12 protein-coding genes and 1 riboswitch are annotated in these 12,646 nt (G+C 38.8%); of the genes, 3 read left to right on the top strand and 9 right to left on the bottom strand.

Translation table 11 applies throughout. The features are described from left to right. Positions 1–13: 13 nt before the first annotated feature. A riboswitch (cobalamin riboswitch) is annotated at positions 14–197 on the bottom strand. A gap of 57 nt (positions 198–254) precedes the next feature. The 8 genes from LBYS11_RS02650 to speB all read right to left on the bottom strand — a co-directional run bounded on the left by LBYS11_RS02650 (position 255) and on the right by speB (position 8,264). Beyond that, complete coding sequence (locus LBYS11_RS02650) at positions 255–1,922, bottom strand: acyl-CoA dehydrogenase family protein (protein WP_103117413.1); 1,668 nt, start codon at positions 1,920–1,922, stop codon at positions 255–257. Between the two features lies 1 nt (position 1,923). After that, the gene (locus LBYS11_RS02645) at positions 1,924–3,426 is read right to left on the bottom strand and encodes a class I adenylate-forming enzyme family protein (protein ID WP_103117412.1); all 1,503 of its coding nucleotides are present in this window, start codon (positions 3,424–3,426) and stop codon (positions 1,924–1,926) included. Beyond that, positions 3,419–3,808 (bottom strand): MerR family transcriptional regulator, encoded by a 390-nt coding sequence (locus LBYS11_RS02640; protein ID WP_233732746.1) that lies wholly within the window; start codon positions 3,806–3,808, stop codon positions 3,419–3,421. The genes LBYS11_RS02645 and LBYS11_RS02640 overlap by 8 nt, the downstream gene beginning before the upstream one ends. Before the next feature lie 232 nt (positions 3,809–4,040). Beyond that, entirely contained in the window at positions 4,041–5,708 is a 1,668-nt protein-coding gene (gene argS, locus LBYS11_RS02635) for an arginine--tRNA ligase (protein WP_048393759.1), read from the bottom strand. After that, the gene (locus LBYS11_RS02630) at positions 5,708–6,139 is read right to left on the bottom strand and encodes a YwiB family protein (RefSeq protein ID WP_054548572.1); all 432 of its coding nucleotides are present in this window, start codon (positions 6,137–6,139) and stop codon (positions 5,708–5,710) included. The genes argS and LBYS11_RS02630 overlap by 1 nt, the downstream gene beginning before the upstream one ends. Before the next feature lie 155 nt (positions 6,140–6,294). Further along, complete coding sequence (yidC, locus tag LBYS11_RS02625; RefSeq protein ID WP_054548573.1) at positions 6,295–6,927, bottom strand: membrane protein insertase YidC; 633 nt, start codon at positions 6,925–6,927, stop codon at positions 6,295–6,297. Between the two features lie 24 nt (positions 6,928–6,951). After that, the gene (locus LBYS11_RS02620) at positions 6,952–7,227 is read right to left on the bottom strand and encodes a hypothetical protein (protein WP_004231520.1); all 276 of its coding nucleotides are present in this window, start codon (positions 7,225–7,227) and stop codon (positions 6,952–6,954) included. A 164-nt stretch (positions 7,228–7,391) separates the two neighbouring features. Then, positions 7,392–8,264 (bottom strand): agmatinase, encoded by an 873-nt coding sequence (gene speB / locus LBYS11_RS02615; protein WP_004231519.1) that lies wholly within the window; start codon positions 8,262–8,264, stop codon positions 7,392–7,394. Positions 8,265–8,564: 300 nt separating this feature from the next. Between speB and LBYS11_RS02610 the strand changes: the two genes are divergently transcribed. Continuing rightward, complete coding sequence (locus LBYS11_RS02610; protein ID WP_103117410.1) at positions 8,565–10,619, top strand: transglycosylase domain-containing protein; 2,055 nt, start codon at positions 8,565–8,567, stop codon at positions 10,617–10,619. A gap of 354 nt (positions 10,620–10,973) precedes the next feature. Here the strand turns inward: LBYS11_RS02610 and LBYS11_RS02605 are convergent, their stop codons facing one another. Continuing rightward, the gene (locus LBYS11_RS02605) at positions 10,974–11,492 is read right to left on the bottom strand and encodes a YwhD family protein (protein WP_004231517.1); all 519 of its coding nucleotides are present in this window, start codon (positions 11,490–11,492) and stop codon (positions 10,974–10,976) included. Between the two features lie 166 nt (positions 11,493–11,658). Between LBYS11_RS02605 and LBYS11_RS02600 the strand changes: the two genes are divergently transcribed. Both LBYS11_RS02600 and LBYS11_RS02595 read left to right on the top strand, forming a co-directional pair. Further along, complete coding sequence (locus LBYS11_RS02600) at positions 11,659–11,844, top strand: 2-hydroxymuconate tautomerase (RefSeq protein ID WP_004231516.1); 186 nt, start codon at positions 11,659–11,661, stop codon at positions 11,842–11,844. A gap of 121 nt (positions 11,845–11,965) precedes the next feature. Then, positions 11,966–12,634: a class A sortase gene (locus tag LBYS11_RS02595; RefSeq protein ID WP_054548575.1), complete on the top strand. Its 669-nt coding sequence runs from the start codon at positions 11,966–11,968 to the stop codon at positions 12,632–12,634. Positions 12,635–12,646: the final 12 nt, after the last annotated feature.

The raw sequence follows: 12,646 nt of genomic DNA, 5'->3' as shown, positions 1-12,646 counted from the left end.
CTATCCTCGTAGGTTGTCATGTCGTTATAAAGGCAGGTCTCCTGGCTAGTGCTACTTGCGATTTTTCAAGCCTTCCCGAAATCTTCAGTGGCATCATTTGAAAAAACTCACACTTACAGTGGCGGGACCGCATCGGAATTACACCGATTTCCCTTTTCACTTTACTTAAGTAAAGAACCTTTATAATATTCAGTTGATTTCATTATACATGAAAATGAAAAAAGTCGCCTCCATTCAAGACGACTCCCCGGCCATTATACAATTTCAGAAAAGTATTGGACTGTTTTCATTTGAGCACCCATTTCTCTTAATGACCATGTCTGCTCTAAATAAACGTCTGCTAGTTTTTCATATTTCCCACCAAATTTATGTGCCCACTCAACCGCTATGACACTTTCATAAAGGTGAGCCATTTTTTCCGCCATACCTTTAGCTTCAAAAGTTTTCGTTGCCTCGTCTAAAGCGCTAAAAATTTGCAGTTTCACAGACATATTCGCCAATTGTTCTTTAACGATTTGTACTAGTGAGCTGTCAGCTAATTTGTCTAATCGTTCCTCCATCTCCTGTACAAACAGTTCATGAGCATGAAACTTATCTACTAAACGAATGAGTTCTAAGGCCAAAATATTAGCCGTCCCCTCCCACACCGTTAACACTTGGGCGTCTCTTAATAAGCGGGGCGTTACAAAGTCTTCTATATAGCCATTACCTCCGTGTAATTCAATTGCCTCACTAGCATAATGAACAGCTTGCTCTGCTGTTTCCTTTTTCATAATGGCAATATATAAACGATTCATAATAAGATCTTGCTGAGTTCCCTGTCCACTTGTCACTTTATCGTATAATTGGATAAGGTCAAAAACTGTCGCTACTTCCACGTGCAACTTAGCTGCAAATTTCCCTAAAGTATCCTGAATCATAGGGTACTGTGTTAAGGGCTTGCCAAATGCATGTCGATTGCTTACATAATGTTTTGCCTCTAAGAAGCCGCGACGCATAATACCAATTGAAGCGACTGCATTACAAATTCTAGAGAGATTTAGTGCTTCTAGCATATAATAAATCCCTTTATTTTGCTCCCCTACAACATAGGCAAGTGTACCATCAAATTCTACCTCACCAGAGGGAACTGCCCGAACGCCTAGCTTATCTTTCAGTCGGCGAATACGTAGATGATTTGTTGTTCCATCTTCTTTGCGCCAAGGAACTGCAAACAATGTTAAGCCTTTGGAACCTGCTGGCGCACCTTCTAGACGTGCCAATACCATCGCTACACCACACATGCCCGCATTTGATGCAAAATATTTTTCACCATATAGACGATAAGCAGTGCCATCCTTTCTCGCCTCCACCACATTTGCACCTACGTCAGAGCCCCCTTGACGTTCTGTTAAAAAGGTCGCACCTTCATATAAATCTGTGTCACCTGTTGCACACACATGTGGTAAAAAACGCTGCTTTACCTCTTCATCTGCATAATGATCTAATAGATAGGCAGTTGCCATTGTCAATGTTACCGGACAATAAAAACCGGGCTCTGCATGTGATAGCAAATAACCTTGTGCAAAGCTATAAACATAATTCCCCTTGTGTCCTAGCTGCGGAATATGCTTGTGTACATAGCCTACAATCCCAGTATTATATGTCTCTTCAATCGTTTTTTTATAGCCATCATTAACCCAAACCTCCGATATCTCTTCACCATAGGCATCATATCTTTGAAGGCGAGGCTCACCCTGTCGATCTGTATGCTTTGCCCTCGTATCAATATCACCTGCACATAGCTCACCAAAATCTGTTAACTCTCGTTGGGCATAGGATAAAAACTCTTTATCTAACATCATTTCTACTATTTTTTGAAGCGTGTCATCTTCAGTAAAAAAGTTCGTAGTACGCATTGCTTCTTGTTGTAATACTTTCATGCTATCTCACCTCTTGCCCCTTTAAATTTTGTTTTAATATTTTGCCTGATGCATTGCGTGGTAGCGCTTCTACTTTTTCAAAAATACGTGGTATTTTAAACTTTGCAAGATGCTCCTCTAAATAAGCTTTCAAAGATTCCTCATGGATGTCTTGTTTAGCAGAATACACCGCCTTTACAGTTTCCCCCCATTGCGGATGTGGTACACCAATTACCGCAACCTCGAATATACCTTCAAAGCTCAATAAACAATCTTCAATTTCTTTCGGATAAATGTTGACACCTCCCGAAATAATGACATCCTTTTTACGATCTACGATCCAAATAAAACCATCTTCATCCTTGCGAGCTAGATCTCCTGTTTTTAACCAACCATCAATAAAGGCTTCATTAGTAGCTACTTCATCCTTATAGTAGCCGAGCATGTTGCCCTCACCCAACAAGACAATTTCCCCCACTTCGCCTACATTTACATCTTCTCCACTGTCATTCACAATACGCAACTCTGTACCAAGTGGCGCCCGCTGACCAATACTTCCTGCCTTTGCTTCATGTTCCTTGCCAAATAATAATGAACCACTTGGACCGGCCTCTGTTAATCCATATACACAAGTCAAATTATTTGTGCGGAATGCCTGCTGAATGAACCGAACCTCACTTTGAGATAACGGTGCCCCACCATAGACCCACCATTTCATAGAAGACAAATCTGCCGAATGTAGCCTTGGCAGTTGTGCCGTTAATAAATAAGCAACAGGTGCACCAAAGAAATGTGTTGTTTTCTCCTTTTCAATGGAATCAATGAATAAATCGGGTGTAAAAGTTGGTGTTAATACATTTGTTGAGCCTACCAATACACCCGCCATTAAAAATAAATGTAATGGTGCAGAGTGTGTTAATGGCATCATAAGCAAAATACGGCTCTCAGGCTTTACCTCCATTTCAACAGCTATCATTTGCGCCACTGTTAAAATATTACGGTAGCTAAATAACACACCCTTTGGTTTTCCTGTCGTGCCAGATGTATATAAAATCGTGGAAGGGTCATCCTCTTGTAACTGACAATCAATTGTTTGTGTACTAGCATTTTGAAGCATTGATTCATACTGATGCCATCCCACTTTTTCTTGACCTGTTTTAATTTTTAACGGAATACCGGCTAGCTGTTCAACTGCTGCAAAAATAACCTCATGTACGACAATTGCCTTCGCCTCTGCATGCTGCGCCACGTACTCTACTTCTTGCAATGTAAACTTCGCATTGACTGGCACAACGATCGCTCCAATACGCTGAATAGCAAAGTAACTGACAACAAACTCTAAAACGTTTGGCATAAAAATTAAAACCTTATCCCCCTGCTTTACTCCCTGCTCTAGTAAAGCATGACTAAAACATGTCACCTGCTTATCTAAATCTTGGTAGGTTACTCTTCTGCCATGACAAATAACGGCTTCATTTTTCGGATACTTACGGGCATTACGTGCTAATAAATTGGAACTATTCATCTTGCATCTCTCCCTTTAAAGTCGCTAATTTTTCGCTAAACATGCCATGCATTTGTTGTAACTCACGCTTCATCTGCGTCAGCTCAGCTATTTTACTGTCAATCTCTTGAATTTTTTGTTCCCCGTATTCAACCGTTCGCTCTAATTGCTGAATTCCTGAGCGATCAAAATCAAATAGTAGAACCATCTCTTTGATTTCCTCCAACGAAAATCCGTAACGCTTGCCTCTGAAAATAAGCTTGAGTTTCGCCAATTCTTTTTTGGAAAAGGTTCGTTGGTTGGTAGATGAACGATGGGGGCAAAGAAGCCCAAGTTCCTCATAATAACGAATTGTCCGCGTAGTTACATTAAACTCCTTTGCTACCTCCTGAATCGTCTTCAAAACCCTCTCCCCTTTCCTAATTGGCAACAGTATACCATTGACGTTAACGTAAACTTCAACAAAATTTTCGGAATTAACAGAAAAATAAAGTTTAGGACAGCTAATTTCCCACGTTTTATCCGTTTCTTTTGTCTTTCTATCCAACACATTCGGAACTTTATCTCTCATATTCAGCCTTCTATCCATTAAAAAAAGCCCCTAACACTTTTCATGTTAGGAGCCTAAAGTTTAATTACATTTTTTCAGGTGCAGATACGCCGATTAAGCGTAATGCGTTCGCAATTGTTGTGCGGACAGCCGTAATTAATGCTAAACGAGCCTCTGTTAACTCTTTATTTGAAGCATCTAATACTTTTTCTGCATTATAGAAGCTGTGGAATGCAGCTGCTGTTTCTTGAATATAGTTTGCGATACGGTGCGGTGTGCGGTGTTTCGCTGCTTCCGCTACCACTTTCGGGAAATCACCAATCTTTTTCAGTAAATCAATTTCCTTTTCTGCTGTTAACAAATTGAGATGTTCTGTTGTAGCAGCAAAGCCTTGTTCATTTGCTGAACGTAAAATAGATGAAATACGTGCATGCGCATATTGTGCATAGTACACAGGGTTTTCATTAGATTGTGATACTGCAAGGTCAAGATCAAAGTCCATATGAGAATCGCCAGCTGTTTTTACAAAGAAGTAACGAACTGCGTCAAGACCAACCTCTTCTACAAGCTCACGCATAGTTACTGCATTCCCTGTACGCTTAGACATTTTGAATTTTTCTCCGTTTTTATAAAGCTGAACCATTTGAATAACTTCCACTTCTAACGTATCTCGATCATAACCAAGTGCTTGAATCGCTGCTTTCATACGTGGAATATATCCGTGATGATCAGCTCCCCAAATATTGATTAATTTATCGAAGCCACGGACAATTTTGTCTTCGTGATAGGCAATATCTGGTGTTAAATATGTGAATGACCCATCATTTTTAATTAGCACACGATCTTTATCATCACCAAATGTTGTAGAGCGGAACCAAGTAGCACCATCCTCTTCAAACACATGTCCATTAGCTTTTAATTTATCTAAAGCTACTTCGATTTTCCCGTTTTCATATAGAGACGTTTCAGAATACCAGACATCAAAATTTACACGGAAGTTTGCTAGGTCTGTTTTTAATTTATCTAATTCTAAAGCTAAACCGTGCTGACGGAAGAAGGCAAAACGCTCATCATCTGATTTTGCTAAAATTGCATCCCCATGCTCTTTTGCTAATTTACCCGCAATATCAATAATATCTTGCCCATGATAGCCGTCTTCTGGCATTTCAGCTTCCATTCCTAATGCTTGTTTATAACGAGCTTCTAATGAATAAGCTAAGTTATTAATTTGATTACCTGCATCATTAATATAATATTCACGAGAGACACTGTAACCAGCCATATCCAACACATTACATAAGGAATCACCAACAGAAGCACCACGAGCATGTCCTAGGTGAAGATCTCCAGTAGGATTTGCTGAAACGAACTCCACTTGAATCTTTTCCCCAGCACCAGCATTTGAGCGGCCATAGTCCGTACCTTGCTCAAGCACCTGTGTCACTACCTCTGTTAGGAAATCTTTACGCACTGTGATATTCATGAAGCCTGGGCCAGCAATATCAATCTTTTCAATATCAGTGCCTGATGGATCAAGATTTTCTAAAATAGCTTCGGCGATAGCACGTGGTGGCTTTTTAGCTAACTTCGTTAATTGCATCGCAATGTTTGTTGCATAGTCACCATTTGCTTTATCCTTTGGTGTTTCTAGGTGAATCGATAATTCTGTGCCAGCCTCAACGAGACCAGCTTTTTCAACAGCCTGCACGATCGCTGCTTTAATAGCCTGTTGTACTTGTTCTACTGCGTTCATCATTGTACCTCCGTAAATGTAATATCTAATGTATAGTTGCCAACGGTTTGCCCACCCATTAGTAAATCGTACTGTACATGGAAATCTCCGCTTGTTGCCAGTTTTGTAAACGTCATATTTTTCGTATCAATCACGAGGGGCATAGAACCGAACTCACTTTCATAATGCCCTTTTTGTTGTTCGATTATGTTCAGCGGTAATCGCATATTAACCGCTCCAGCACGCATAATTAGTGCCTTCTCATGACCTAACTTCATCGTTGTGCGGACGATTTTATCCTCCTGCACCTCATCATATTTCAAATACAAGCTTCCTGCCTTTTCAAGTAGCTGCCCTTTGAGCCACATTTCATAACTTTCGGACTCCCCATCACTTGGACGAATGGTAGAAATGAGCTTTATGTTCACATGCGATCTTACTTCGTTCGCCATAACGGATGCCCCTTTTTAGTCTTTTACTATAACCTTTTTATTATAGGATGAATACTTATGGTTTTTCAAGATAGAAGTGATGTAAAGCTCCTCAACAAGTTTATTCGAGAAAATAAAAACCTCTCCTTCCAATAACGGAAAGAGAGGATTTCATTTTATCTATACCATTTTTTTATAATCAATTGTTGAACTATTAACAATAAAGCACTAACAGTCCAATAGATCGGGATAATCGCTGGATTGAACAGACTAAAAATGAGGATCATGAGAGGATTAATAAATACCATTATCTTCATATTTAATGGTTGACTTTTCTCTAGGGCTATACAACTTTGAATGAAATAAATCAAACAAGCAATCATCGAAACCCCAATATCAATCGTCCCTAAATTCATCCAAAGGAAATTTTCACTGGCAATCACTGAATCTAGCTTAATCGCGTAGTACAGTGAAAATAATATCGGTAATTGAATAATGATTGGTAAACAACCTAGTAAAGAGCTTTTCAATGAATCTGAAGTTAGCTCTTGGATTTGTTGCTGTACCATTCTTTTTTCAGATTCGCTTTGACTATTCTTATATTTATCTGTAAGCGCATCTAATTCAGGCTTAATGGTAGTCATTAATTCTTTTGAGTGCTTTTGGTGTTTTGCCGATCGAATAAATAACGGCATAAGAATTAATCTGACTGCAATCGTAATACCAATGACACTAAGTGCGTAGCTACCTGTAAAAGAATGGATGAAATGAATGAGGTTAATAATAGGTTGTGCTAAAAATGTTAACAATGGTTGTCCTCCTAGTTTTAAAGTTTAAATCAAACTAGGAGATACACTTTCTTCCTCATTGTCTTCGGACATTCTAATACACAGAACAAACCACGTTAGCATAGGTGGAGTCCAAGTATTCGTGATAGTATAGTCAACTTCAAACTCCTCGTCCTTCACATCTTGAACGGTTATTTTATTGACGAGATACAGATGCAAATGAACACTTAATACAGTTAAAACCAAAGATGCTAATAGCCAAAAGTATTCCATTGTACTGACAAAAATGAATAAATCATTCATGAGAAGTGACCAAATCATAATACTCCTCCTTCCTTTATTTAAATTGAAGAAACATACATTTTACCTAACTTATCTACGCTACAAAGTAAAATAAGTTTCAATTTTATGCTAAGGCTCATTCCTCATTTCAAAAATATAAAATGGGGCTTGCTCATAGCTAAACCCCATTCAACCAATCTTATTTATTTTACCCAGCCTAATATCATTTCACGTAATAATTTTGAAGCTGTGTTTGCTGTCATTTCTGAAGAATCGTAGATCGGTGCTACTTCAACTAGGTCGAAACCTACTACATTTACACCACTTGCTGCAATAGCATGGATGGAAGCGAGTAATTCTTTCGAAGTAATACCACCACAGTCTACTGTACCAGTGCCTGGTGCGTGTGCTGGATCTAAAACATCGATATCAATTGTTACATACACATTGCGTCCAGCTAGTGTTGGTAGGACCTCTTTTAACGGTTCAAGTACTTCAAATTTTGAAATGTGCATGCCGTTTTCCTTTGCCCATTCAAATTCCTCTTTCATACCTGAACGAATTCCAAATGAATAGACATTTTTAGGTCCTATATGTTCCGCAATTTTACGGATTGGTGTAGAGTGCGAAAGTGGCTCTCCCTCATATTCCACACGTAAATCTGTATGTGCATCAAAGTGAATAATAGCAAGATCATCATATTTAGCTGATACAGCCTTCATTACTGGCCAAGACACTAGATGCTCGCCACCCATGCCGACAGGAATCTTGCCATCCGCTAATAATTTCTCTATAAATTTCTCAATTTCATCTAAAGAACGCTGTGCATTACCGAATGGTAGTGGAATATCCCCTGCATCAAAGTACTTTACTTCCTCAAGCTCACGATCTAGATATGGACTGTACTCTTCAAGACCAATGGATACCTCACGGATACGCTGTGGACCGAAACGTGATCCTGGACGGTAACTTACTGTCCAATCCATTGGCATACCATAAATTACTGCCTGTGCATCGTCATATGTAGGATGACTTTTTATAAAAACATTTCCTGAATAAGCTTCATCAAATCTCATTGCTAGCCCTCCATATAATTAATCATCATTTTTCGTCTTCTTCTATTATGGCTTACAGGATTGTAATGAAACCTGTATCCTTTTATCCTCGTATACATTATTGGAACGTCTAGCAAATTTCGATTAAAATCTACAAGGTGCGATTTTTTGTCGAATGCCAGCATTTCAAGTAGTACAAAAAAAGTATAGATGTTTTTGAATAAAGTGCAATAGTTTTTAGTTAGAATTTCGATTAAAGATGAATGTTCGAACACATACTAAAGCTAAGTTCGAAGTTGTGAGAAAACGAGGTGAAGTCGGATGAAACGAAAAAGCTATCATCGAAAGCAACAACGTGTAAAGCGCACACGCAAAAGCCTTACGTTATTCGTGGCCTTTACATCTGCAATTGTCGTAGCGTTTGTCGCACTCCGCATCTATGTTCAAGTGGCTGGTGCACCGCCTTTAACCGTACCAAAGGCTTCTATTTTCTTAGATGAAAATGAGAACCAAATTGGGGATCACTTTACAAATCAACGACGATATTGGGTCGGCCTCGATGAGATGTCACCTTATTTAAAGGAAGCAGTTGTTGCTGTTGAAGATAAAGATTTCTATCAACATGGCGGTTTCGACTATTCACGTATTGCTGGTGCCATTTTAGTGGACATTAAGGCTGGTGGTAAGGTTCAAGGAGCTAGTACCATTACGCAACAATATGCTCGTAACCTTTATCTTTCCCATGAAAAGTCTTGGACACGTAAATTAAACGAAGCCCTGTATGCTTATAGATTAGAAGTTTTTTATGACAAGGACGAAATACTAGAGGGCTATTTGAATACGGTATATTACGGTCATGGCATGTATGGAGTAGAGGCTGCAAGTCGTTTTTATTTCGGAAAATCTGCCAGTGATTTAACGCTTGCTGAAGCAGCAATGCTAACAGGCGTACCAAAAGGACCAAGTATTTACTCACCAATTGCCAATTTAGATAAGGCTACCAATCGTCAACAAGTTATTTTAAAACTTATGGCAGACCAAGGTGCCATTACACAAGAAGAAAAAACGCGTGCTGAAAATGAACAGCTCGTCTTAAAAAATGATAGCTGGGTTGCAACCAAATCTGTTGCCCCTTATTTCCTGGATGTGGCTTGGCAAGAAGCCAGTGAAATCTTAAAATCAAAAAACCTTGATATTAGTGAAGGTGGCTGGACAATTCAAACAACGCTTAATCTGGAGCATCAAAAAGCAGCTGAAGAAGCAGTAGCCAAAAATATGCCTGCCAATGATCTGCAATCTGCGTTTGTAAGTATGGAATCTAAAACAGGAGCTGTCACTGCACTAGTCGGTGGTCGTGATTATTCAGTAAGCTCATTTAACCGAGTTACACAAGCCAAACGTCAACCAGGCTCTACTATTAAGCCGATCTTATATGCAGCGGCGCTAGAAAATGGTTACACGCCACTAACTTTTTTAGATGTGGGTGAAACAACTTTTACGTATGATAATGGGCGTGGCACTTATGCACCTAAAAACGTCAACGGTCAATTTGCAGATCATGATATGACGATGGCACAAGCTATTGCTATCTCAGATAATATTTACGCAGTAAAAACCTTAGAGGACATTGGCTTCAAAGAGTTTCATGATATGGCAAACCGTTTTAATGTAGGAATTGGTGCGAAGGATAATTTATCCATTGCACTAGGAACGATTGAAACGACATTATACGAAATGACAAATGCATATAATATTTTGGCGTCGCAAGGACAGCAAACAACACCAACAACCATTGTATCCATTAAAAATGCACATGGAGATGTTATTTATGAAAACAAAGATGTAGCAAGCAAAGCTGAAACAGCCATTTCTAAAGAAAATGCATACATCTTAACAGAAATGATGACAGGTATTTTTGATCCTGTTTTCAGTGACTATTCACCCGCTACAGGAATCAGTATTCGTTCACGTATGACACACACATATGCTGCTAAATCAGGTTCTACGAATAGTGATCAATGGTTAATTGGTTTTACTCCAAAACTAACTGCTGGTGTATGGAATGGCTATGATCAGGGTAAAAACCTTACCACGAAGGAAGATACTGCTGCAACAAAGCAAATCTGGATTGACTTTATGGAAACTGTCAACAAAGGTACAAAAAATGAGGATTTCAAAAAACCTAAAGGTGTAGAGGGCGTTGTCATTGATATTGAAACAGGTAAATTAGCGACTGACGCTTGTCCTAAACAACGTCTAGTCTATGTAGAGTCGAAGGATGTACCTACTGAAAAATGTACAAACTTCGATATTCTCGACAGTAATACATGGGGAGAATTTTGGAATATGCTACCATTCTCTATATTTAAGGACTAAAAACAAGATAATTTCGGAAACCTTTTTAATCCTAATACGTTTTTAGCTATGAAGGCTCTCGACAAAGTAACTGATATACTAAAAATAAGAAAAGCTTTCTCTTCCCCGGAGACGTGTCCGTGGGAACAGAAAGCTTTTCTTTTTTTATGGTCCGCGAAGTATGAGCATCATGGGGCATTTGGCTTGGGTTTGGGTTGTTCAAATGCCGCATAGCGCTCATCACATTCGCGATACCAAGTGTCCTAGCTTACTAAAATGTAAGCTCTGCATCAAGTGTACTTTGTTTCAAACACACTTTCAACCTAATATCGAAAGCGATTGCAAAATGTCACAGATTGTTCAATCATTACGAGTCTATTCGACAAATAAGTCTTGACGCAATTGCTCCTCACTACGTTCCCACAATTCTGGATTAAGTTGTTTAAGGAAAGAAGCTAACACTTTTTTAGACGGTGCATCCATATGCTCTACAATAATATGACGTTTCATGGATTTATCCATTTTATTTACATGATCAGCTAGAATTTTATAGCCACGTCGTTTTTCACGATTTACAACCATCTCACAGGCTGTAACTCCTGCATAATATGGCCCATTTTCTTTATGGTCTATCGTCACCCACACGAGCCAATACGGTTTCCCGCCCTCTGAATCAGCACGGTCCATTGTAAATTTAATACCACGCTCTACGTCACTTCTTGCATGCATGGCACCAATTTCAACAGAAGCCGTCCCCTCTTCTACGTCCACTATTACAGGCGATACATTCTCTAATGAAAGCGAACCGATACCAAACCCTTTATGTCCATCTGTTGGATCGTTTTTTATAATGGTAAAACCCATTTTTTGTTTTGGTTTTTCTTCATTTGTCATACTTAAATATCCTCCATTCTGCTATTATAAAGGAAAGCATATCAACGCATATTTTATCGAAACAATCACTATTTTCGCCATTGCGTATATGCCTCAACGCAAGTAAGAAGTTTATACTTTCTTATAAACTAACTATACAACATTATTCTATAAAGGAGGCAATATTATGCCATACGTAACAGTGAAAATGCTTGAAGGTCGTACAGAGGAACAAAAACGTGCTCTTGTAAAAGAAGTAACAGAAGCAGTATCTCGCACAGTTAATGCACCTGCAGAAAATGTAACAGTTTTTATTGAAGAAATGTCTAAAAACCATTACGGCGTTGCAGGCGTTCGTTTTAGCGACAAATAATAGTAAGTTGGATAGAGCAAGCATCTTAACGCTCTATCCATTTTTTTGAAATGGTCATAAGTTAACCATCTTTTGCTGGAATAAAACCTTCTATTTCAAAAACAAGGATGTGATCTACGACATGAATAAACTGAAGATAATATTGCTCATCACTATGCTCGTCCTTGGCCTAATACTTGTATTTATCAGCCCCATTCAAAATGCGATCATTGCCCATTTAAGCCATCAATTAAATACTACTGAAATCAGTGTAGAAGAGATTGAAAAGAATAATCAGGTTAATGCAGATTATGTATTTGAGGATGTACAATCGCTGTCCATAGCTGAGGTATTAAAGGCTCAAACAAAGGCCAATAAAATGCCCATAATTGGTAGTATCGCCATACCAAGTGTTGACATGCAACTTCCGATTGTCAAAGGTGTTGGAAATGCTGCACTTGCCGTAGGGGCAGGTACCATGAAGCCAAATCAAAGCCTCGGGCAGGGAAATTACGCCTTAGCAGGACATTATTTTGAAGAAAAGGATATCTTATTTAGTCCTCTATATAAAGCAAGTATAGGAGATACAGTCTATGTAACGGATTTAACCAATATTTATGAATATCATTTAGCTTCTAAGAAAGTCATTGCGGCAACAGATATTTATGTAATCGATGATATTCCAAATAAAACTGTTTTAACACTCATTACATGTGCTGATAATGGATCAAAGCGTCTTGCCATACAAGCTGATTTTGTTCAACAATATCCATTTGATAAAGCACCTGAAAAGCTATCAGAGGCATTTTAGAAATAGGTGAAG

This window comes from Lysinibacillus sp. YS11 (genome assembly GCF_002896375.1).
Taxonomy (GTDB): domain Bacteria; phylum Bacillota; class Bacilli; order Bacillales_A; family Planococcaceae; genus Lysinibacillus; species Lysinibacillus capsici.
Note: the sequence above shows the minus strand (reverse complement) of the source record. Positions and strands in the feature narration are given on the sequence as shown.

Excerpts from the sequence above, each read along its gene's own strand:
- LBYS11_RS02645 (WP_103117412.1), bottom strand. The coding sequence starts at position 3,426 with ATGAATAGTTCCAATTTATTAGCACGTAATGCCCGTAAGTATCCGAAA.
- argS (WP_048393759.1), bottom strand. The coding sequence starts at position 5,708 with ATGAACGCAGTAGAACAAGTACAACAGGCTATTAAAGCAGCGATCGTG.
- LBYS11_RS02605 (WP_004231517.1), bottom strand. The coding sequence starts at position 11,492 with ATGACAAATGAAGAAAAACCAAAACAAAAAATGGGTTTTACCATTATA.
- LBYS11_RS02620 (WP_004231520.1), bottom strand. The coding sequence starts at position 7,227 with ATGATTTGGTCACTTCTCATGAATGATTTATTCATTTTTGTCAGTACA.
- LBYS11_RS02600 (WP_004231516.1), top strand. The coding sequence starts at position 11,659 with ATGCCATACGTAACAGTGAAAATGCTTGAAGGTCGTACAGAGGAACAA.
- LBYS11_RS02595 (WP_054548575.1), top strand. The coding sequence starts at position 11,966 with ATGAATAAACTGAAGATAATATTGCTCATCACTATGCTCGTCCTTGGC.
- LBYS11_RS02610 (WP_103117410.1), top strand. The coding sequence starts at position 8,565 with ATGAAACGAAAAAGCTATCATCGAAAGCAACAACGTGTAAAGCGCACA.
- LBYS11_RS02650 (WP_103117413.1), bottom strand. The coding sequence starts at position 1,922 with ATGAAAGTATTACAACAAGAAGCAATGCGTACTACGAACTTTTTTACT.
- speB (WP_004231519.1), bottom strand. The coding sequence starts at position 8,264 with ATGAGATTTGATGAAGCTTATTCAGGAAATGTTTTTATAAAAAGTCAT.
- LBYS11_RS02630 (WP_054548572.1), bottom strand. The coding sequence starts at position 6,139 with ATGGCGAACGAAGTAAGATCGCATGTGAACATAAAGCTCATTTCTACC.